At 50.4% G+C, this 21,592-nt stretch carries 22 protein-coding genes; 8 read left to right on the plus strand and 14 right to left on the minus strand.

The genetic code is table 11. The features are described from left to right. Window positions 1–8 precede the first annotated feature (8 nt). Together ACN0T0_RS10710 and ACN0T0_RS10715 are read right to left on the minus strand one after the other, a co-directional pair. Window positions 9–1,388, minus strand: a complete 1,380-nt coding sequence (locus tag ACN0T0_RS10710; protein WP_417225893.1) for a TRAP transporter large permease — start codon at window positions 1,386–1,388, stop codon at window positions 9–11. Beyond that, window positions 1,385–1,939: a TRAP transporter small permease subunit gene (locus tag ACN0T0_RS10715; protein ID WP_417225895.1), complete on the minus strand. Its 555-nt coding sequence runs from the start codon at window positions 1,937–1,939 to the stop codon at window positions 1,385–1,387. Before ACN0T0_RS10715 ends, ACN0T0_RS10710 begins: the two co-directional genes overlap by 4 nt. Window positions 1,940–2,131: 192 nt before the next feature. Between ACN0T0_RS10715 and ACN0T0_RS10720 the strand changes: the two genes are divergently transcribed. From ACN0T0_RS10720 to ACN0T0_RS10730, 3 genes are read left to right on the plus strand one after another with little or no spacing between them, the layout of a single operon-like run. Further along, window positions 2,132–2,728, plus strand: coding sequence for a YjaG family protein (locus ACN0T0_RS10720; RefSeq protein WP_417225897.1), 597 nt, complete (start codon window positions 2,132–2,134; stop codon window positions 2,726–2,728). Next, window positions 2,728–2,988, plus strand: a complete 261-nt coding sequence (locus ACN0T0_RS10725) for a hypothetical protein (protein ID WP_417225899.1) — start codon at window positions 2,728–2,730, stop codon at window positions 2,986–2,988. The genes ACN0T0_RS10720 and ACN0T0_RS10725 overlap by 1 nt, the downstream gene beginning before the upstream one ends. Window positions 2,989–3,004: 16 nt before the next feature. After that, window positions 3,005–3,442, plus strand: a complete 438-nt coding sequence (locus ACN0T0_RS10730) for a hypothetical protein (RefSeq protein WP_417225901.1) — start codon at window positions 3,005–3,007, stop codon at window positions 3,440–3,442. 37 nt (window positions 3,443–3,479) lie between these two features. Here the strand turns inward: ACN0T0_RS10730 and ACN0T0_RS10735 are convergent, their stop codons facing one another. Further along, complete coding sequence (locus tag ACN0T0_RS10735; protein WP_417225903.1) at window positions 3,480–4,412, minus strand: NADP-dependent oxidoreductase; 933 nt, start codon at window positions 4,410–4,412, stop codon at window positions 3,480–3,482. 141 nt (window positions 4,413–4,553) lie between these two features. Between ACN0T0_RS10735 and ACN0T0_RS10740 the strand changes: the two genes are divergently transcribed. Further along, window positions 4,554–4,778, plus strand: a complete 225-nt coding sequence (locus ACN0T0_RS10740; protein WP_417225905.1) for a hypothetical protein — start codon at window positions 4,554–4,556, stop codon at window positions 4,776–4,778. Between the two features lie 28 nt (window positions 4,779–4,806). After that, window positions 4,807–5,598 (plus strand): sulfate transporter CysZ, encoded by a 792-nt coding sequence (gene cysZ / locus ACN0T0_RS10745; protein ID WP_417225907.1) that lies wholly within the window; start codon window positions 4,807–4,809, stop codon window positions 5,596–5,598. Between the two features lie 132 nt (window positions 5,599–5,730). Here the strand turns inward: cysZ and phoR are convergent, their stop codons facing one another. From phoR to ACN0T0_RS10765, 4 genes are all read right to left on the minus strand, one after another. Next, a complete protein-coding gene (gene phoR, locus ACN0T0_RS10750; protein WP_417225909.1) occupies window positions 5,731–7,044 on the minus strand; it encodes a phosphate regulon sensor histidine kinase PhoR in 1,314 nt (437 codons plus the stop codon). Window positions 7,045–7,053: 9 nt separating this feature from the next. After that, on the minus strand, window positions 7,054–7,749 hold the full coding sequence (gene phoB, locus ACN0T0_RS10755; protein ID WP_417225911.1) for a phosphate regulon transcriptional regulator PhoB: 696 nt from the start codon (window positions 7,747–7,749) through the stop codon (window positions 7,054–7,056). Between the two features lie 103 nt (window positions 7,750–7,852). After that, complete coding sequence (ubiA, locus tag ACN0T0_RS10760) at window positions 7,853–8,740, minus strand: 4-hydroxybenzoate octaprenyltransferase (protein WP_417225913.1); 888 nt, start codon at window positions 8,738–8,740, stop codon at window positions 7,853–7,855. Window positions 8,741–8,756: 16 nt separating this feature from the next. Beyond that, a complete protein-coding gene (locus ACN0T0_RS10765) occupies window positions 8,757–9,299 on the minus strand; it encodes a chorismate--pyruvate lyase family protein (RefSeq protein ID WP_417225915.1) in 543 nt (180 codons plus the stop codon). 90 nt (window positions 9,300–9,389) lie between these two features. Here ACN0T0_RS10765 and ACN0T0_RS10770 point away from each other — a divergent pair, with 90 nt between their 5' ends. Both ACN0T0_RS10770 and ACN0T0_RS10775 read left to right on the plus strand, forming a co-directional pair. Further along, a complete protein-coding gene (locus ACN0T0_RS10770; RefSeq protein WP_417225917.1) occupies window positions 9,390–9,965 on the plus strand; it encodes a DUF1415 domain-containing protein in 576 nt (191 codons plus the stop codon). Between the two features lie 252 nt (window positions 9,966–10,217). After that, window positions 10,218–10,499 carry a hypothetical protein gene (locus tag ACN0T0_RS10775; protein WP_417225919.1) on the plus strand — a complete coding sequence of 94 codons (282 nt, stop codon included), beginning with the start codon at window positions 10,218–10,220 and terminating at the stop codon, window positions 10,497–10,499. Between the two features lie 76 nt (window positions 10,500–10,575). Here ACN0T0_RS10775 and phoU read toward each other — a convergent pair whose 3' ends face one another. The 5 genes from phoU to ACN0T0_RS10800 form a co-directional block, all read right to left on the minus strand. Further along, on the minus strand, window positions 10,576–11,310 hold the full coding sequence (phoU, locus tag ACN0T0_RS10780) for a phosphate signaling complex protein PhoU (protein ID WP_417225921.1): 735 nt from the start codon (window positions 11,308–11,310) through the stop codon (window positions 10,576–10,578). Between the two features lie 16 nt (window positions 11,311–11,326). Further along, on the minus strand, window positions 11,327–12,160 hold the full coding sequence (gene pstB / locus ACN0T0_RS10785) for a phosphate ABC transporter ATP-binding protein PstB (RefSeq protein WP_417225923.1): 834 nt from the start codon (window positions 12,158–12,160) through the stop codon (window positions 11,327–11,329). 24 nt (window positions 12,161–12,184) lie between these two features. Then, the gene (gene pstA, locus ACN0T0_RS10790; RefSeq protein WP_417225925.1) at window positions 12,185–13,873 is read right to left on the minus strand and encodes a phosphate ABC transporter permease PstA; all 1,689 of its coding nucleotides are present in this window, start codon (window positions 13,871–13,873) and stop codon (window positions 12,185–12,187) included. A 26-nt stretch (window positions 13,874–13,899) separates the two neighbouring features. Further along, a complete protein-coding gene (locus ACN0T0_RS10795) occupies window positions 13,900–16,176 on the minus strand; it encodes an ABC transporter permease subunit (protein WP_417225927.1) in 2,277 nt (758 codons plus the stop codon). Window positions 16,177–16,344: 168 nt separating this feature from the next. Continuing rightward, the gene (locus ACN0T0_RS10800; RefSeq protein WP_417225929.1) at window positions 16,345–17,316 is read right to left on the minus strand and encodes a PstS family phosphate ABC transporter substrate-binding protein; all 972 of its coding nucleotides are present in this window, start codon (window positions 17,314–17,316) and stop codon (window positions 16,345–16,347) included. Between the two features lie 216 nt (window positions 17,317–17,532). Here ACN0T0_RS10800 and ACN0T0_RS10805 point away from each other — a divergent pair, with 216 nt between their 5' ends. Then, window positions 17,533–17,931 (plus strand): acyl-CoA thioesterase, encoded by a 399-nt coding sequence (locus ACN0T0_RS10805; protein WP_417225931.1) that lies wholly within the window; start codon window positions 17,533–17,535, stop codon window positions 17,929–17,931. A gap of 34 nt (window positions 17,932–17,965) precedes the next feature. On the opposite strand, the gene ACN0T0_RS10810 is transcribed toward ACN0T0_RS10805, so the two are convergent. Both ACN0T0_RS10810 and uvrD read right to left on the minus strand, forming a co-directional pair. Further along, the gene (locus ACN0T0_RS10810) at window positions 17,966–19,195 is read right to left on the minus strand and encodes a nucleoside recognition domain-containing protein (RefSeq protein WP_417225933.1); all 1,230 of its coding nucleotides are present in this window, start codon (window positions 19,193–19,195) and stop codon (window positions 17,966–17,968) included. Between the two features lie 114 nt (window positions 19,196–19,309). Further along, window positions 19,310–21,526, minus strand: coding sequence for a DNA helicase II (uvrD, locus tag ACN0T0_RS10815; protein ID WP_417225935.1), 2,217 nt, complete (start codon window positions 21,524–21,526; stop codon window positions 19,310–19,312). Between the last annotated feature and the right edge of the window lie 66 nt (window positions 21,527–21,592).

Below are 21,592 nucleotides of genomic sequence, written 5' to 3' on the forward strand. Positions count from 1 at the left end.
TTTACGGTTTAACCGTAAACCAGCGTTGGCAACCAAGTTGCGAGGGCTGGCCATTGCGCCAGTGCCATCAAGGCCACCAGTTGGATCATGATAAAGGGTATAACCCCTTTGTAGATCTGCATGGTTGAAATGCTTTCTGGTGCGACTCCTCGGAGGTAGAACAGAGCAAAACCAAACGGCGGCGTCAGGAATGACGTTTGCAGGTTAAGCGCGATCATTACGCCGAGCCAGACAGGATCGAGTCCCATAGCTAGCAGGATAGGAGCCACGATAGGCACAACCACGAAGGTGATCTCGATAAAGTCGAGGAAGAAACCTAGTAGGAAGATAACCAACATCACCAGTGCGACTGCGCCAAATATGCCACCCGGCAAGTCGGTTAGGAAGTCACGCACTAGGTCGTCACCGCCAAAACCACGGAATACCAGCGAAAAGATCGAAGCACCGACCAAGATGATAAACACCATGGAGCTCACTTGAGTGGTGGTGCGCATCACTTGCTTTAAAATTGATAGCGTAAAGCAGCGTCGTGCCATCGCCAGCAGTATGGCACCTAGTGCCCCCACGGAAGCGGCTTCTGTTGGCGTCGCCCAACCACCAAGAATCGATCCCAGCACTAAGCCAACGAGGAACACGGGTGGCAGTAGCGCAAAGATGACTCGCTGAAACATGTTGTCGACTTTATCCCGTTCTTCTTTTGGAATAGCGGGGACGGTTTCAGGGTGAAAGATCGCTTTGAAGACCAGATACGCAATATAAGCACAGACCAGTAAAAGGCCGGGGATCAGCGCACCGAGGAACAGATCGCCGACCGTAACGGTCTTGGGTGAGTAAATACCTTGCTCTAGCTGTGCCTGTTGGTAAGCCGAGGAGATAACATCACCTAACAGCACCAGCACGATAGAAGGGGGGATTATCTGCCCAAGCGTACCAGAGGCGCAGATAGTGCCGGTAGCGACACCGGGATCATATCCACGGCGGAGCATGGTCGGCAACGAGAGCAGCCCCATTGTTACCACGGTTGCACCGACAATACCGGTACTGGCAGCGAGCAACATGCCAACAACGGTCACGGAGATGCCTAAGCCGCCACGAATAGGGCCAAACAATGTGGCCATGGTATCGAGTAAGTCTTCTGCGATTTTAGATTTCTCTAGCATCACGCCCATGAAGACAAACAGTGGCACGGCGATCAGCACCGAGTTATTCATAATGCCGAACAGACGGTTAGGTACCGCCTCTAGGAAGCTGGCTTCGAAGTGGCCGGTCATAATGCCGATCGCCGCAAAGATCAGACCGGTGCCGGCGAGTGAATAGGCAACGGAGTAGCCAAGTAGCAAAACAAAGATTGCGCCTAAAAACAGCAGTAATGGCAGAAATTCAATCATATTGGATGCTCCTGAGAATCCACTTCGGTCAGATGTGCTTGTCCGGTCAGTACCAGAATATTACGCCCGAGTTCAGCGGTTCCTTGTAGGATCATCAGTACAGGCATGAGGAGTAGGGTTGTTTTCAGAAGGTATACCGCTTCAATACCCCCCGCTTCTTGTGAGCCTTCGAGGGTATGCCAAGAGAACGTTACGTAATCCCAGGAGATCCAGAAGATAAACACCGAAACCGGCAAGAGCAGCACGAGAACGCCGATAATATTGATCACTGCTTTGCCACGTTCACCCAATGGCCGATAGAAAATATCGACACGAACATGTCCATCATGTTTGAGGGTGTAGCCTGCCCCGAGCAGAAAAACGAGGCTGTGCATGTAGATGATTGATTCTTGTAACGGGATGTTGCCAACATTTAAAACATAACGCATCACCACGACGATGAAGGTCACCAGGACCATCAGCAATGTTAGCCAGGCAATACTGCGCCCGGTCCATTCGCTGAAACAGTCTAGGCCCTTGACGAGGGTCGCGAGAGGATTCTTATTATTCATGGTTTGTCTTCCACTAAGAACTTGCTTTTCAGGAGTGAGTATACAATAAAAAAACGAATTGAATCAGAGGATTAATATTTGTTCGTTGGAATAAAATCTCCATGCCTCTGCGGAGGGGGAATCCTGCATAACTGCTGCAAAATGATTTCGGCGCTGTACAATAGGAAGAAATTTAGTTCTGGAGTTTATCTGATGTCACAATGGTCACTGGAAAATGAGCTTAAAGCACTCGACGGTTGGCAGTTGAGCGCTTTTTCGGTTGCTGTCACAGAGCGCATGTTTCCTAACTTTGCGCTGTTTTCAACCTTGCTTGATTTTGGTGATCGTCATCAGGTGCGTAGCATCCTCGATGGGGTGTGGAATAAGCTGGGTAATACCGGTGCGGCGATGAATTTTGAGGTTCAGCAGAGCAATGTTGAAGCCAATATGCCGGATCTCGATGTCTTTGATATGTATGGCGCCTCACCGGCATTGGATGCGATGGTGGCCTTGTATTCCACGATTAACTGTTTGTTAGAACCTAATCGCACTGAAGCGGCTAACGTAGGTAATTTGTCACTGGAATGTGTTGCTACCTTTATTGAGGTGACTGCCGATGCGGATATGTCCGATGAAGAGTTGCTTCGGTATATCAGCCATCACGATATGATGCTGCAGGAAGAGAGCTTTCAAGAAGATGTGATTAACCGTCTTAGCGCCGCTAAAAATGCGAATGCGGGATTGATCAGCGAGTTGAAAAAACTTGCGGCGAATGACGGCGTTAGTAACATTGGGGTCAGTGAAGAATAATGCTGCGCTTGGGTTTATTGCTATTGATTCTGCCGGGGGTGGTGTTGATGGGGGTTTTTTGGTCGGAGCTGAGCGAGGTTAATGCTTGTTTATCCGCCGGAGGTTCCTATGATTATTTGGCCGCTGTCTGCGATATGAGTCATCAACATCCGTTTGTCCCTTTTGCTGCTCGTAACCCTCTGTTTGTTAATTTAACCATGCTGGCTTCGGCGGCCGGTTTTTGTTGCTGTCTGTTTGGGCTATATGTCCGGGGCCGCTAAATAAAAGGATTTTCCGATGATGCGACGTTTTTGGTTAGGCCTGTTGCTGGCCATTATTGTGGGTATTTTCTATAGCTGGCTGAATGCACCTGAATGGCTAGAAGGCTGGAACCAAGAGCATCAAGAGATGGTCAATCAACAGCGTCAGGCAGGCATCGCGGCCAGTGAGCAGACCGATCAGCAGGGCTGTGTTGAAAAAGCTCTGCAGCGGGTTGAGCATTGTGATGATTCTGAATACCGCTGTACTGTTGGCGGCGGTACCTTCTTTAAAGCTTGCTGGCAAAACAGTCAGCCTTCGGCGGTTGTTTGCGAGGGCATCCCTCCTTACCACGAAAAGGCCACTGAGGATGATAAAGCCTGGGTAAAAGACCGCTGTATAGAACAGGGTTTGTTAGCGAAGGGTTGTCGGTTGATCTTGCGTCAGCAACAGCAGCTTTGTAGTGCTCAACAATAGTGCCAAGGCGGGGTAAACCGCCTTAGCCTAGCATACCTTAGAAGGTTAGAATCAGCTTGCCGCACACATGGCCGCTTTGACTCAGGGCAAAGGCTTCGGCGGCTTTTTCCAGTGGAAAACTTTCACCGATGTGCAACTTGAGGTGTTCATCGGCCACCAGCTCCCCAATTTTAGTCAACTGTTCAGCGGACGGCTCGCAGCGGATCGGTTCAACTCGACGTCGTTGTGCAGTGCCTGCTGCGATCACTTGATCTTTAGTGACTGAAGGCAGGGTTACCAGTACCCCATCGGGCTTGAGACAGGGCAGGGCTTCAATACCCGTTTCTCCGCCAACACAGTCGATAATCAAATCCATACTGTTGGTATAGTCACTCAGGCTTTGATGATGGTAATCAATGGCCCGCCCGCAGCCCAGTGCCGCGAGAAATTCATGATTACGTAAGGACGCCGTGCCGGACACATGAGCGCCGGCCCACTTAGCCAACTGTACTGCGAGATGGCCAACGCCTCCGGCGGCGCCTAATATCAATACCTGCTGGCCCGCTTTTAGGTCGCCTTTATCAAACAGTGCTTGCCATGCGGTTAGGCTGGCGGTTGGCAAACCTCCTGCGGTTGTGAGATCAACGGCATCGGGCAGCCTCGCTATCTGCTCTGCCGGGGCGGCAATATATTCGGCATAGCAGCCGGCCGGTTGCGGGAAACGGATCATGCCAAACACCGCTTCACCCTCTTTGAAATCAGTATCGCCAGGGTCTGCGATAACGCCCGAGAACTCCCAGCCGGGAATAAAGGGCAACTCCCCAATAAAACTACTGGCACCGCCACCGGAGCAGGTTTTCCAGTCAATTGGGTTAACGCCAGCCGCTGCTGTTTTAATCAGTACTTCGCCAGTAGCGGGCTGTGGTCGGGATTGTTTACTGTAAATAAGCTCATCAAGGCCGCCAAACTGATGTATTGAGATCGTATGCATAAGGTCTCCGGTGAGTGTTAGGTATTCAATGCTTACAGCAGGTTTTTGTATTCACATAAAGTTATAGGCTAAAGCCGCCACTAATGCAGTCTATTTCTGTTAATCTTAGCGCCTCGGATAGCAATTTATGGTGATAAGAAAATGACTCTGGCGGTGTTGGAACAGCTGTTAATGATGGTTGGTCTTGGTGTGTTTCTGGTGTCACTGATACTCTATGTACTGCGAACCAGCGATATTAAATCGATACTGGTGTTCTGGCAGGCAACCATCAAGTTTACTAAACGAGAGTTTATGATTAACCGTATCGGTTTATCATTGATGTTGCTGGCGGTGATTGTGCGTTTTTATAACCACTTTTTTGCCTGATTCGGATGTTTAAGTCATAGAGGAAAAGATGAAAGGAAATCCGTTACGTGGCGCAAACTTTTTATTGCGTGGGTTGGCGATGTTGCCACAAAAGGGGATTCGACACTTTGTCCTGATCCCTTTATTAATCAATATTTTTCTTTTTACCGGCGCGATCTGGCTGTTATTTGATCAGATGGGCTATTGGATCGATTATCTGCTCAGTGCGATCTTACCGGATTGGGATTGGCTGCAGTTTTTGCGCTATTTGTTATGGCCATTGATTGCCGGGCTGGTACTGATTTTGGTGTATTACAGCTTTAGCGTGGTGGCGAATATTATAGCGGCACCGTTTAATGGCATCTTGTCAGAGAAGGTCGAGCAACAGCTACGCGGTGTGACCGTGACTGACTCAGGGTGGCAAGAGATCTTAGCGCTAATACCGCGCACGGTTGCCCGAGAACTTTCTAAGCTACTCTATTACCTGCCGCGGTTACTGTTTTTGATTATCTTGGCCTTTATTCCCGTACTGGGTATGGTTGCGCCTATTTTGTTATTTTTGTTTGGCTGCTGGATGATGGCGATTCAGTATTGCGATTACCCGATGGATAACAATAAAGTGAGCTTTCGGGCGATGAAAGATTCCCTTAAACAGCGTCGTCTAACGTCAGTAGGATTCGGTGGATTGGTTTCTTTTGGCATGATGATCCCTCTGCTTAACTTGCTGATTATGCCTGCGGCGGTGGTGGGTGCGACTATTTTCTGGGTTGAAGAATATACCAACGGTAGTGAAATAGACCTGAGTGGTCTGACGGGCCAAGAGCGATTAGGTAAACGCTAATCCGTTGGGTTGATGACTGCTTTTAACTGGGGCTGAAGCACTTATCTTGGGTGCTGAAGTCGACGGATGCTTTAACAAAAAACGCACTTCATTTTGAAGTGCGTTTTTTGTTTCTGGCAGATAAATGGAGTGTTAATCGGTTTCAACTGCTTCAGCATTAGCGGGAATGATCAGTTCGTTCGGGAAGTGGCAAGTGAAGGTGCTGCCTTTACCTAATTGGCTGCTAATGGTGAGCTTGCCACCATGCCTAAGCATCACGTGTTTGACGATCGCGAGGCCTAAGCCGGTGCCGCCACTGTCGGATGAGCGACTTTCATCTACCCGGTAAAAGCGTTCCTGTAATCGAGGCAGGTGGATGCTGTCGATACCGGGGCCATTATCCTGCACGGTGAAGTGGCCACCCTCTTTATCGGTCCACCAGCGCAGTTTAATCGCGCCTTTCGCCGGAGTGTAGCGCACCGCATTGAAGACCAAATTAGAGATCGCGCTATAAACCTCGGACTCCTGACCTAACAGTGTGCTGCTGTGTTCTAACTCCAGAGTGATGGATTGATCTTTCTCCTGTCCGAGGGCCAGCGCATCTTCCCGAATACGGGTGACGATAGCATGGAGAGGGATCGGTAATTCATCGGCTACATGGGCGCTAGTTTCCAAGCGCGATAACAGCAGCAGATCCGCGACGAGGTTTTCCATCCGCCGAGATTGGCTCTCCATCTGGCTCAGGCCGCGCTGTAGTGGGCGTGGTAGGTCTTGATCGAGAAAGGTCTCAAGATAGCCACGGATAACAGTGAGGGGTGTGCGCAGCTCGTGAGAGGCGTTGGCGACGAAATCTTGACGGGTTTGTTCCAGCTGTTTAAGGCGGGTGATATCCCGAGCAACGAGTATACGATCCCCGGCACCGAAACGAGTAATGCGATATTCGAGCACCATATCTTTCTGAATCGGCGACGTTAGCTGCAGCGGATCGTCGTACATGTTTTTACGGTAATAACGCACAAAACGCGGATCGCGTAATAGGTTCATCACCGAGCGGCCCCGATCGGTTTGAGCTTTCATACCGAGTAGCTTTTCGGCGGCTCGGTTCCACCATTCTAAGTGGTTTTGCGCATCGATAATCACGATGGCATCACTCAGGGCGGCGGATGATTGTTGGAAGCGGTGGATGACGTTGCGTAGCGCTTGGGTCCGTGACAGCTGACGCTTTTGGTCTCTGGACAGCTCATCGAACAGTTCGCCCCAGTAACCTCGGCTTTCGGGGACATCGGTATGGTCGATGCGCATGAGCCACTGCTGTAGGCGATTAAACTGTTTAACCTGATAGAGGCCCCAGCCTAGCAGCGCCACTGCGAGTGTCCATCCTGGGTAACCGATAACAAAGCCAACCACTAAGCTAACCGTTGCGGTGAGCGCAAGATTGCTGGCTATTGAATGGCTGGAATTGTACATCAGTCAGTCTCAGGCGGTCTGTGATGAAAAACGATAACCCGTGCCGCGAACGGTTTGGATTAGATAATCATGGCGTTCGCTGAGCGCCTTACGCAGCCGACGGATATGAACATCAACGGTACGCTCTTCGACATAGACGTTGCCACCCCACACCAGATCTAGTAGTTGGCTACGAGTGTAGGCGCGATCTTGATGGGTCATGAAAAACTGTAGTAAACGGAATTCCGTTGGCCCAAGTTCCAGTGGTTTAAGTTCGGAGCTGACGCGATGGGACACCGGATCTAGGGTGAGATCATCAACCGTAATCGGCTCTTCGATACCTTTTGGCGTGGTGCGGCGCAGGACGGTTTTTAGCCGGGCAACCAGTTCCCGGGGAGAGAACGGCTTGGTGATATAGTCATCGATGCCGGTTTCCAGTCCTTGGATCTTATTATCTTCATCGGTTTTAGCGGTCAGCATGATAATGGGAATATCCGCCGTCATCTCATCTTTACGCAGTCGCCGTGCGAATTCGATCCCGCTAATACCGGGCATCATCCAATCCAGCAATACCATATCTGGCTTACAATCGACGATCATTGGATGCGCGGCTTGCGCAGAATCCGCTTCGACACAATCGTATCCAGCCATTTCGAGTGCAACAGCGATCATCTCGCGAATCGGAGCCTCGTCATCAACAATCAGAACGCGTTTACCCGACGTCATGACCAATCACCTCATTTATTTATAATGTATTAAGACGGTCATTAGATTATGAAACTGTTACAGAAATATGACAAAGTCGCCTAGGTGGCAAGAGTATTTGTTTTTAAATGGTTAGATAATGCAGAAATAGACCGATAAAAACCGCCATCCCAGCGTAATTATTGTTGAGAAAGGCGGTAAAACAAGCTTCCCGCTGACGCTCTCTGATGAGGTATTGTTGATAGACAAATAGTCCCGCCATCACCATCACTCCGAGATAAAACCAGATCGATAGCTGTAATTGCGCCCCTAGCATAAGTAAAATAGTGAGGGTGAGTAGCTGCAATATGCCGATAATCACTTTATCCATATCACCGAATAAGACGGCGGTGGATTTAACCCCGATACGAACATCATCGTCCCTATCGACCATGGCATACATGGTGTCATAGACCACGGTCCAGATAACCGCTGCGGTATAAATCAGCCAACTGATAACGGGTACTTCTCCGAGGGTCGCGCTAAAGGCCATGGGCACCGCCCACGAAAACGCCATACCCAAAACCACCTGCGGTAGATGAGTATAACGTTTCATAAAGGGATAGCAAAACGCTAGAAAAACGGCGCCTACCGATAGATAGATCGTGATGGTATTGGTAAACAGCACCAGTGCAAAAGACGCCAGCAGTAGCGCGACAAACAGTATCAAGGCTTCTTTGGCAGAGATTCGCCCGGCAGGTAGCGGGCGTTGTGCGGTACGCTTTACGTGAGCATCAATATTGCGGTCGGCAAAATCATTAATGACACAGCCTGCTGAACGCATCAGGAAGGTTCCCAAGATAAAAATAAACAGCAAACTGTATGAAGGAACCCCCTCAGCGGCAATCCACAGAGCCCAGAGAGCCGGCCACAGCAGCAGAAAGCTGCCGATCGGTTTGCTAATTCGCATAAGGTCGCCACAGGCTTTCAGCTTCTGCCAAGTGTGGCGGGTGTTTTGAGTACCGGGTTGCATCGTTAATGATCCATCGTTATTTGTGCTGATAGTTTACCTGTTGTAGGGCGGGCAGGAAAACCTCGGCCACCAGAAGTGGCTTATTTGACAGATAAAACACTGAACGGCGTGCCCAAGCTATTTCGCCATCACTGAGTTGTAGGCGACTGATCTCCAAAGGATCTCGTTTCATGGTGGGGTCACGAAATAAGACGCTACCCAACGACCGAGACCCCAGGGTGTGAAGTTTGCGCTGTTTACCGGTGAGAGTGGAGGCCGGGATAATCGTGCGGGCAAACACCCAGGGGTGGTTATGACCGAGTAATTGCACTTCGCGAATCAAGACTTTCTGCCGCGTGGAGATCTTTAATGCAAGTGCTTCCATACGGCTAGGACGCCCCCAATATTGGCGTAGCACATTGACTTTAAAATCGCCGTCACTGGCGTGAATTAGATGCTGTGTCAATGATCCCCGGTCTAGTAACCATTTACGCCAGATACGAGGCGCAGCGGTCGTTGCAGGGCGATTAAATGCATACCAGCGAGTATCAAAACGGTTTTGATTGAGAGCAACGGGCACGATAATTTCTCAGCAAAAAAATTGGCCGTATAGTACCCTAACAGGATGTAAAAGTATCGGTTTCACATGGCTCAGGATTAAATGAAAGGTATGGTTAAAACGCCCCCGCGTTATTCAGCAGAACAGGTAGAACAGATGACCCGTGAGTGGGTTGAGAGCATGGTTGTCGGTTTAAACCTTTGCCCCTTCGCCGCTCCAGTGGTGAAAGATAACTCGCTGCGATATGCGGTAACGGCAGCCCAGGAAGGGGAGGCGCTAGTAGCGGCTTTCTTAGCTGAAGTCGAACAGCTACAGGCGAGCGATGAGCAAACGATTTCTACGACGCTGTTCATCGTCCCTGAGGGGCTAGGCGATTTTTATCAGTACCTAGATCATCTTCACCTGTTTGAAGACTTATTGCAGCAGGCAGGCTTAGAAGGCGTGTTACAGCTGGCGAGCTTTCATCCGGGCTATCTGTTTGCCGGTGTGCCTGAAGACGACTTAAGCCATTGGAGTAACCGCTCACCTTGGCCAACCTTCCATATTATTCGAGAAGCGGAGATGAGCCGGGCATTGGCCCACTATCCTAACCCCGAGCAGATTCCTGAACGTAATATCAAACGTCTAAGGGCGTTAGGGCGGGAGGCGCTGATCGAGCGTTTTCCCCCGTTTGCTGATTATTGTTAGTCTCTGCGTTGGTTTACTTTTCGCTGTTTCAGATGAGGGTGCAGCGCCCTCATTTGGCATCTTTCTCGCCCCGGAACTAGGTTCACTTTCTTCTTAGCTAATAACCACATTATTAGTACAACAACTATATCAATTACGTTAGAATTTCTAATTAGCCACTGCACCTGATATTAGGTGCGGTGGTTATAAATAATAAAGCTCTGCGAGATAAGTTGTACGCTGAATAATTGATAATAAGTATAGGGTGAAGGCGTGCCAATTGATCTAAAGCGGGGACCCCAGGGAAAGCGTCCTTATTCGCGTAAAGCGGGTGAAGCTGTTTGTGATATGAAGGGTGATCTATGGGATTTAGATGCTGTTTTTTTAAGTTTAATGAAGCAGCTGATACCCGGGTGGTGTGGCGGAGGCGTTCCGTCTGAGGTCATGTCTGAGTTAAAAAATACCGGTAAACTGCAGGCAAAAGGATTGTTGCTCACCGCTGCGCCGATTCATGGTGGCAAGATCGGTTTGCGTATATGTGCCTTCGAGGACTAAGCGCAGATCAGGTAGCGGTAGGTAGATGGGAAAGGCAGCCGGTCGGCTGCCTTTTTAGTTTTTCGTCTGGTCGAATTTATTTTTTCTGCTCGACTTCACGTACCGTACGTTTAATCTCTTTCAAGCTGCTATGGCGCACATCCGTGCCGCTTACCAGATAGATGAGATGTTCAGCCATATTGCGGGCATGATCGCCAATCCGTTCAATACTGCGCAAGATCCACATGACATTCATGATGCTGGTGATGTAACGGGGGTCTTCCATCATGTAGGTCATCAGCGAGCGCATCGCGGTGCGATATTCTGAATCAACCTCTTTATCCTGCTTAGCAACCTTATAGGCCATCTCCGCGTCGCTGCGAGCAAAGGCTGTGAGGCAGTTTTGTAACATATCACGCACCAAGTTGCCGATATGTCGGACTTCTTGGAAACCGCGAACATTTTTGCCATCGTTGGCTAGCTCTATCGCATAACGACAGATGCGACTGGTTTCGTCGCCGATGCGTTCTAGATCGCTAACCGCCTTACTGACGGAGATAATCAGCCGTAGATCGGCTGCTGCGGGTTGGCGACGTGCGATGATCAAGGTGCACTGCTCATCGATCATCATCTCCATATCATTGATCGCTTGGTCGCTTTTACGGGCTTGCTCTGCCTGTTCGGTATCGCCCGATACTAATGCGTTGACGGCATCGCTCAACTGACGTTCAACGAGGCCTCCCATGGTTAGCAATTCGGTGCGGATCTGCTCCAGCTCTTCATTGAAGCTCTGGGAGATGTGATTGCTATGACGGTCCTGTTCGTAACTCACTATACTTCTCCCCTAATTAACCGTAACGACCAGTAATATAGTCTTCTGTTTGTTTCTTTTCTGGATTGGTAAACAGACGGTCTGTTACCCCAAACTCGATCAGATCGCCCATATACATGAAGGCGGTGTAATCGGATACCCGTGCCGCCTGCTGCATGTTGTGGGTAACGATCACGATGGTGAAGTCTTTCTTCAGCTCATTGATCAGCTCTTCGATCTTCAGTGTGGAGATCGGGTCCAGTGCGGATGCCGGCTCATCGAGCAACAATACTTCCGGTTTCACCGCGATAGTACGGGCGATCACCAGACGTTGCTGCTGGCCACCGGACATCCCGAGGGCGCTCTCGTGTAGGCGGTCTTTGACCTCGTCCCACAGAGCGGCTGATTTCAATGCCCATTCAACGGTTTCATCGATGACGCGTTTTTTGTTAATACCCTGAATACGCAAGCCGTAGGCAACATTTTCGTAGATGCTTTTCGGGAACGGATTGGGCTTTTGAAACACCATACCGACACGCCGGCGAAGATCAGCAACATCGACGCCACGTTCATAGATGTTTTGTCCATATAGGCTCATCTGGCCTTCGATACGACAGCTATCAACCAGATCGTTCATCCGATTAAAGCAGCGTAGCAGGGTGGATTTACCACAACCGGATGGGCCGATAAAGGCGGTCACTCGGTTTTTAGGGATATCCATCGATACACCGTGCAGGGCACGCTTCTCGCCATAGAAAAGCTCGAGATCGCGTACTGTCAGGGCAATGGTCTCATCTTCAAGACGCAAACTCTGATTCTGGCGCTGCAGCGCGGAAATATCGATTGAATGGGTCTTAGCTTCCATAGTCATCATTAAACCTATCTAGTATTCGGCTTACATCTCAAGCGCTTTGTATTTTTCGCGTAAATGGTTACGGATCGCAATAGCTGACATATTCAGCAGCGCAATAACCAAAACCAGTAGCATGGCGGTGGCATATACCAACGGTCGTGCTGCCTCAACATTGGGGCTCTGGAAACCAACATCATAGATGTGGAAACCCAGGTGCATAAATTTCTGATCCAAGTGGATGAATGGGTAGTTACCATCCAGTGGTAGGCTAGGTGCTAGTTTCACAACCCCTACCAGCATTAACGGAGCCACTTCACCGGCGGCGCGGGCAATCGCCAAGATAACACCGGTCATCATCGCAGGGCTTGCCATTGGCAACACCACTTTCATCAGTGTTTCAAACTTGGTGGCGCCGAGCGCTAAGCTGCCTTCTCGGAGCGCTCTAGGGATACGGCTGAGGCCCTCTTCTGTTGCCACAATGACCACCGGCACGGTTAGCAGTGCGAGGGTCAGTGAGGCCCACATCAAGCCCGGTGTACCAAAGGTTGGCGCAGGTTTGGCGGCGGCGAAAAATAGGTCATCAATATTGCCACCCAAGAAGTAGACAAAGAAGCCTAGACCAAATACACCATAGACGATTGATGGGACGCCGGCTAGGTTGTTGACCGCAATGCGGATGAGTCGGGTGATAAAGCCCTGTTTGGCATATTCGCGCAGATAAACCGCCGCGATCACACCAAATGGGGTCACTAGCAAGGACATCAGCAACACCATCATTACGGTGCCGAAGATCGCCGGGAAGATGCCACCTTCGGTATTGGCTTCGCGGGGCTCATCACTGACAAACTCCCACAACTTAGACGCATAATGGGCGATTTTCTGTCCCGTATGCATGGCGTTCGGACGGAAGATTCGCACGATCTTAGCCAATTGAACCTCAACCACCTTGCCGCCGGCCACTTCAGCGGTTAAGGAGTCTCGGTTAATCTGTGCATACAGATCCAACAAGCGCTGTTGCATGCCTTCATAGGCCACATCTAACTCTTTACGGCGCTTATTAATAACATCGTAAGGGGCTTGGTCAGTCACATTATCGAGCTGTAGGCCTCGCTCTTTCAGGCGCAGTCGCTCTAACTCATAGTTGATCGCACCGATTTCGTGCTTCTCAATGGCGAGAATATCTTCATGAATCTGCAGCGCCCGTGTAACGCGCTTATCCAACTCATCCCACAGAGCGAGATATTCAGCCGATTGGTCATAGCCATCGAAACGTACAACCTCTTCCCCGGACTCTTTGAGTGAACGTAAGTAACCATAGAGGTTACCCCACTCGCGACGCTCGGCGGTGAATAGCATTTCCGGCTTCGATTGATCAGATAGGAAGTGTTCCAGCGCCCAACTAAAATCAGAGCCGTAGATATCACGGTTACCGACTTTCAGTAGATGGCGGGTAGAAAACTCACTGTCGTCCGGGATTTTAATACCCGCTTCAATCAGCTGTTTGGTGAGTACTTCATTGGTTTCGACAACCTCACCGATGATGGTTTTTGATTGGCCATCGACGGTATAAGTCGCTTGAACAATGTTAGCCGGCCAGAAGTGACTTAGGCCACGCACGGCAATCAGCCCCAGCAGACCGACCACCATAATAAGACAGATGGCAACCGCTCCGGCATTCATCCATACCCAGGGTGAACCGGATTTAAACCATTCTTTTACTGAGATGTTCATATCTGTTATTTCCTCAACAGCTCAGGTTACAGGGAGCCATATTTATTGCGTAGCCGCTGACGTATCACTTCTGCCATGGTGTTGACGGCAAAGGTGAACATAAACAGCACAAAGGCGGCTAAGAAGAGAATGCGGTAGTGAGTACTGCCGACCTCTGACTCGGGCATTTCAACGGCGATATTGGCCGCTAGGGTACGCATCCCTTCAAATATATTGGCATCCATAATAGGCGTGTTACCGGTGGCCATCAGTACGATCATGGTTTCACCAACGGCTCGGCCCATACCGATCATCACGGCAGAGAAGATACCAGGACTGGCGGTTGGCATGACCACTCGTGTCAGGGTTTGCCACGGTGTCGCTCCCAGTGCCAGTGAGCCGTAGCTCAGGTGTTTCGGCACTGCAAAGATGGCATCTTCGGTGATAGAGAAGATCGTCGGGATGACGGCAAAGCCCATGGCGATACCGATAACCAGAGCATTACGCTGGTCATAGGCGATACCGAGATCATTGGTTAGCCAGTGACGCATGTTGCCGTCAAAGAGCGCGAGTTCTATCGAGGGACTAATGGAAATACTCAGCCATGTGGCCAGCATGATCACCGGGATCAATAGCAGAGCATCCCAGCCGTCTGGTACTAGCCAGCGAAGCTTTTTCGGCATCTGTGCCCAGCCGTAGGCAAAGGCCAGCACAGCGATGGGTATCAGCAAGATAGTGACAAAGATGCCGGGTAGGTTCTCCTCCATAAACGGTGCTAGCCAGAGGCCCGCCAAAAAGCCGAGGATGACCGTAGGCAGTGCTTCCATCAATTCGATGAACGGTTTTACCTTACGGCGCAGTGACGGCACCATGAAGTAAGCGGTATAGATAGCGCCACAGATCGCCAGCGGGGTGGCCAGAATCATCGCATAGAAGGCGGCTTTCAGGGTGCCGAAGGCCAATGGCATCAAGCTGAATTTGGGTTCGAAGTCATTGTTGGCGGCAGAAGATTGCCATACATATTTCGGCTCTTCGTAGCCTTCATACCAGACCTTACCCCACAGCGAACTCCAAGAAACCTCTGGATGTTCGTTGTCGATATGCAGCAGTGTTAGCTTGCCATCCTCTTCGATCAGCGCCGCATTGGCGCGGGGCGCGAGGGTGATCATGGAGGTGTTGGCTTGGGCTACTTTCTCGGCTAGTACATTGACGTTGGCGGTGGTGTTATAGAGTCGCAGTTCACCGGCCGCATCAATGGTAGCGAAACCCTTGCGGCGGTGCTCGATGGCAAGATCTATGACGGCGCTACTACCGGTGTCGAAGGAGCGGATTTTAGTCATCTGCCATTCGCCCGTGTCATCACGTACCAGAAACCATTGTGAAACGTGTCCTTCCGCATTACCTAGCAGCAGTGCGTTCCCACCGAGCAGCAGATCAAAGGTCGTGATCTTGCTAGATGAGGCTTGCAATACCTGAGTAATAATGGGGGCATCTTGATTGCGCAGGCTTACGACGGCCATCTTGCCGCTTTCTCCGGCCACGAATAACCAAGCAAGGTCTGGCATAAGCAGCATCTTTTTGATCTTAATACCGAGGTCGGGCAGTTTCGTGGTGGATTGTTCTAGTTCGACATCACCGGTAAACATATTCTCGGTTTGTGAGATAAAGACCGCTTGTAGGTTTTCTTGATTACCGCCGATGAGTGCATAGCTACCTTCGCTACCGCTCACGGTGAGCTGTTCCAGTGCCGTTGATGCCACATCAATAGGCTGCTCACCCAGAGGGTAGGTAATATTTGGCAGAATAACGCGCTTACCATCGGGGTAGGTCGACTTGTAGGTGTGCTTGAAGACCAGTGCTTGACCATTACTCAGTCCTAGCGCAAACATATGGCTGTTCTCTGAGACCATAGCAAAGCTAGTAATGCTGGTGTTGGCCGGTAGCGGGGCGGGGATGTTTTTAATCACCTCACCGGAAGTGGTACTGAAAAATACCATCTCACCCAGGTCGGTCACCCGTAGGCCGATCTCAGCTTGCTCCTCCATGGCCATATACAGGGTTTTACCTGCGCCTGGCACTGCATAGGGTTCGACAACTTGATCGTTATGTTTCCATGGCTGAACTTCTGCCGAACGAAACATCGGAACTACTTCATAGAGAAGATAGAAAAAGATCAAAAGGATTGCGATGATGACACTGACGCCACCTAGACCGATGCCAACGCTGGCCACCTTGTCCTTGAGTGCCCGGAGTTTGCGTCCACGGCGGGCAGCCGGGGTATCAAAATCCAGATCAGGAATAACGGAGCTGTTCTCTATACTCATGACAAATTTCTACAATGATAAAAGTGATGGCGTCAAGATAAACGCAATTGATGACAGAAATGTTACAGGGCTGTAATAAAACCTGTAGACATAAAAAAGGAGCCCCAAAGGACTCCTGTTTAGATGGCTTCAAGCGGGCCCACTGTTAGGCCCGGAACCAAGACTGTTTTATAGGCCGAGGTCTTTCATCTGCTTTTCAACCAGAGAGGCTGGCAGAGGGATGTAACCGTCTTTAACAACCACTTCTTGACCGACTTTAGCCAGAACCATTTTCAGGAACTCACGCTCGAGTGGTGCCAGATCTTGGCCAGGCTTCTTGTTAACGTAAACATACAGAGCACGTGCCAGTGGGTAAGAACCGTTCAGTGCGTTTTCTGGTGAGGCATCAACGAAAGGCATACCGGCTTTCTTAGTCAGTGGTACAGCGCGAACAGATGATGTTTTATAACCGATACCTGAGTAACCAATACCGTTCAGTGAGGTTGAAACAGACTGTACAACAGAGGCTGACCCTGGCTGTTCGTTAACGTTGTCGCGGTAATCACCTTTACACAGGGCTTTCTTCTTGAAGTAACCGTAAGTACCGGATACTGAGTTACGGCCGAAGATCTGGAAGCCTTGTGTGGCGATAGAACCGGTAGCACCAACGTCACCCCATTTGTTCACTTCTTGAGGCAGACCACATTTGCGGGTAGAGGAGAAAATAGCATCTACCTGAGGGATCGTCAGACCTGCGATAGCGTTATCTTTGTTGACGAAAACGGCCAGCGCATCGATAGCAACAGCAACAGGGGTTGGCTTATAACCAAATTTCTTTTCAAATGCGCCCAGTTCTTTGTCTTTCATCTTACGAGACATTGGACCGATGTTTGAAGTGCCTTCAGTCAGCGCTGGTGGTGCAGTAGAAGAGCCTGCAGCCTGAATCTGAACATTGACGTTAGGGTAGTTACGTTTGAACTCTTCAGCCCACATGGTCATCAGGTTAGCCAGTGTATCTGAACCAACAGAAGACAGGTTACCGGAAACGCCAGATGCTTTAGTGTAAGTTGGCAGGTTCGGATCCAGCAGGTCAGATGCGGATGCAGTCATGCATGTTGTTGCTAGGGCAACGGCTGCAAAAATTTTCTTCATTGGTTTCATTACAAGCTCCACAGAGTATGGTTTGAATTCGCTTTTAAAACGTTCAGTGTTAATTCGATGATGGAAATATAAGCGGCTTGTGTGACAGAGATGTGACAACGGCAAACATTTTCGCCATCGGAAACGTAATCGGGCATATTTTAGCTAGACCTATGTCGGGTAGTTAATAGTAAAATACGCGCTGATAAAAATAATCTGATCCGGAACTGACCTGATATGAATACCAATAAGACATTGCTCAAACCCGAAGGCGAACTAAGCCTGCGCTGCCCTGCCTCGGGTGCGGCGGCTAACATGTTTGGCGATGTATATGGTGGCTGGGTTGCATCTCAGGCGGTGCTAGCGGCTGAAATTCGCGCGGCTGAAGCGGCCGAAGGGCGGGTCGCAACGGTTTCTATTGGTGCCATGAGTTTTATGGCCCCGGTGCTTGAGGGCACTATTCTGAGTTTTTACACCCGGATCAAAGAGCAGGGCACTAGCTCATTACGTATCAATGTTGAGGTGTGGGGCTGCTGTCCTGATGGCCGCGACCTGCGTAAAGTGTCTGAAACCGAATGCGTGCAGGTGGCTATTGATGGTCATGGGCATATTCGGGCACTCGACTTCGGTCATTAATTGCCACCTCTCGAGTTGTTGGTGTGCGGTATTCTTAGCCAAAGAACCAGTAACCCACCAAGATAGCGCTGATAATGCCCACTAAGTCGGCGGTGAGCCCGCAACTGAGTGCATGACGGGTATGACGAATACCGACTGAGCCGAAATAAACGGCCAGCACGTAAAAGGTGGTTTCCGTTGAGCCTTGAATAATCGCGGCTACCCGTCCGGCAAATGAATCGACGCCATGAGTATTGATGGTGTCGAGCATCATCGCACGGGCTCCCGAACCACTCAGCGGTTTCATCAGTGCGGTAGGTAGTGCATCGACAAAGCGGGTATCGATCCCGAGCAGCGAGATCCCTTCGCGCAATAACCAGATCGCCCCATCCATTACGCCGCTGGCGCGAAATACGCCGATCGCCACCAGCATCGCCAAAAGGTAGGGGATAATCATGATAGCTACCGAGAATCCTTCCTTGGCGCCTTCCACAAAGGTTTCGTAGATATTCACCCCTTTCAGGTGGGCGGCACCGAGAAAGCAGATAATGGCGCTGAAAATCATCAGATTACCGATCAAGGAAGACTGTTGTTGCAACTCGGTCACCGTCAGGGTGGCGAAATAGCCAATAAACGCGAGCAGTAGGGCAAAAAAGCCTCCAAGGTAGAGCAGGGTTACTCGTTCCCAGAGACGAATTTTTTGTACCCATGCCACCGCCAATAAACCGGCCAGTGTGGAGCTGCAGGTAGCGATTAGAATAGGAATAAAGACGGAAGTTGGATCGGTCGCCCCTTGCTGGGCTCGATAGAGAAATACGGTGATGGGAAACAGGGTCACCGACGAGGTGTTGAGTACCAGAAACAGAATCTGAGCATCGGTGGCACGGCTTTTATCAGGATTCAGTCGCTGTAGGTCTTGCATCGCCTTGAGCCCGAGAGGGGTGGCGGCATTATCTAGTCCGAGCATATTGGCCGACAGATTCATGGTCATTGAACCGATTGCCGGGTCTCCTTTGGGAACTTCGGGCATCAAGCGCGTAAACAGAGGACTAAGGCCGTTGGCTAGCTTGGTGATTAAACCGGCCGCTTCGGCTAGTTTCATAATGCCTAGCCAGAAGGCTAAGGTACCAATCAGCCCCAGCGCCAGCTCAACCGATAATTTGGACATATCAAAGGTTGATTGCACCATCCGTTGAAAAACCGCAGCATCGCCGCCAACCAGCCATTGATATAAACCCCCGACAAAGGCCAACAGAAAAAATCCAAGCCAAATTCTGTGTAACATTCCGCTTCCTCTCAGACTGTTTCACAATAGAGTAGCGATGCTTGGGTCAGGAAGCAAAACGGCAGTAGGCTAAACCGTGTATTAACGGTTGTCCCTTAAATCAGGATAAGTCCCTTACATCGCTTGAAGATTAGCGTATCCCACTACTAGCCACTTACTGCCTTCCGAATCGAAATTGACCTGTACTCGGGCTTTTGCTCCTGAGCCTTCATAATTAACCACAATGCCGTCGCCAAAAATAGCGTGTGATACCCGTTGGCCTAGGACAATTTGAGTATCCGGCACTTCGGCGTTATTAAACATTGCGGGGCGCTGTTGCTGGTGGGCGGTGACCGGCCGGCTGACACTGGCATTTAAGCGCACCTCTTCTAAGCAGTTGTCCGGAATCTCACGGATAAAGCGGGAAGGGCGGTTAAAGGTTTCGTTGCCGTGGAGGCGGCGGGATTCCGCATAGGTGATATAGAGTTTTTGCATTGCCCGAGTGATGCCCACATAGCAGAGCCGGCGTTCCTCTTCGAGTCGATCGCCTTCTTCGAGTGACATCTTGTGGGGAAACAGCCCTTCTTCCATACCGGCCAAGAAGACCAGTGGGAATTCCAATCCTTTGGCGGAGTGTAGGGTCATTAATTGTACTGAGTCTTGATGTTCTTCGGCTTGCGCTTCGCCAGCGTCTAAGGCTGCGTCATCAAGGAAGGCGGTCAGTGGGGTACTGTTTTCATTACCCTCTTTATCCGGTTGCCAAGTGGATAGGTATTGCCGTGCCGCACTGATCAATTCCTCAAGGTTTTCGATGCGTGCCTGTGCCTTTTCACCTTTCTCTTTGAGGTGATGGTCGATCAATCCTGACTTTTGAATGGCGTGCTCGGTCTGTTCATGCAGATCGGTGCCTTCGGTGTCTTGTGCAATCTGGTTGACCAGATCGATAAAGGCTTGCAGCGCATTGGCGGCCCGTGCCGTCAGTTTATTTAGCTCGATCACTTCATTGGCGGCGCGCCACATGGAGATACCTTCGGTGCGGGCGTGTAGGCGAATCTCTTCGATCGTTTTACCGCCAATACCGCGAGTCGGGACGTTAATCACCCGTTCCATCGCCGTATCATCTTCGCGATTGCTGACTAAGCGTAGATAGGCCAGCGCGTTTTTGATCTCTAACCGGTCATAGAATCGTTGGCCGCCATAGATGCGGTAGGGCATGCCCGCTCGAATAAGTGATTCCTCAAGCACTCGTGACTGTGCGTTTGAGCGATACAGAATGGCGCTTTCGCTGCGCAAGTTGCCTTTTTTAACCCAGTTGTCGATCTGATCAACGATAAACCGAGCTTCATCTTGTTCATTAAAGGCGGCATAAAGAGAGATCTGCTCACCATCGGGTTGATCGGTGTGTAGCTCTTTGCCTAAGCGGCCTTGGTTATTACGGATAACATCGTTGGCGGCTTGCAAAATGGTGTTGGTGGAGCGGTAGTTCTGCTCCAGTTTAACCACCATCGTATCTTTGAAATCCTGATTAAAGCGTTGGATATTTTCAATCTTTGCGCCGCGCCAGCCATAAATGGACTGGTCATCATCGCCCACGGCCATCAGTTTTTCGGGCTTGGGCTTGCGGGGGTCGAGGGGTTGGCAGAGTAGTTTTAGCCAAGCATATTGAATCGAGTTGGTATCTTGAAACTCGTCCACCAGAATATAGCGAAAACGGTCTTGGTAGTGTTCTAGCAATGAGGGGTTATGATCGCGCAATAGTTCGAGGGAGCGTAGTAATAGCTCACCAAAATCGACCATGCCGCCGCGATCACAGGCGTCTTCATAGGCCGCATAAACGTTCACCATGACCTGTGCGTGAGGGTCTCCACCGGCATCAATATGCCGAGCTCGCAGGCCTTCATCTTTCTGGGCGTTGATGTACCACTGAAATTGACGGGCAGGCCAGCGGCTGTCGTCCAGATTCATCTCTTTGGCCAACCGTTTAATCAGACGTAACTGGTCATCAGAATCCATAATCTGGAAATTCTGCATCAGCCCCGCATCATGCCAGTGGGCGCGAAGTATCCGGTGAGCCAAGCCATGGAAGGTACCGACCCACATACCGCTGGGGTTCAGCCCCATCAGCTCCTGAATCCGACCGCGCATCTCTTTCGCTGCCTTATTGGTGAAGGTAACCGCCATAATGGAATAAGGCGAAAGCCCCTCGGTCTGCACCAACCAGGCGATTCTGTGCACCAGCACCCGGGTTTTGCCGGAACCGGCACCGGCCAACACGAGCATATTGCAGACTGGCGCAGAGACGGCTTCCCGCTGGGCTTCATTGAGTGAATCAAGTAGGTGAGATACGTCCATAGGATTTCTTCAGATAGCTGTATAAATATTCAGTGGGATTATAGCGACCAGAACGGCCAGTGGCTA

The sequence above is a fragment of the Amphritea sp. genome (assembly GCF_048266285.1).
GTDB lineage: Bacteria > Pseudomonadota > Gammaproteobacteria > Pseudomonadales > Balneatricaceae > Amphritea.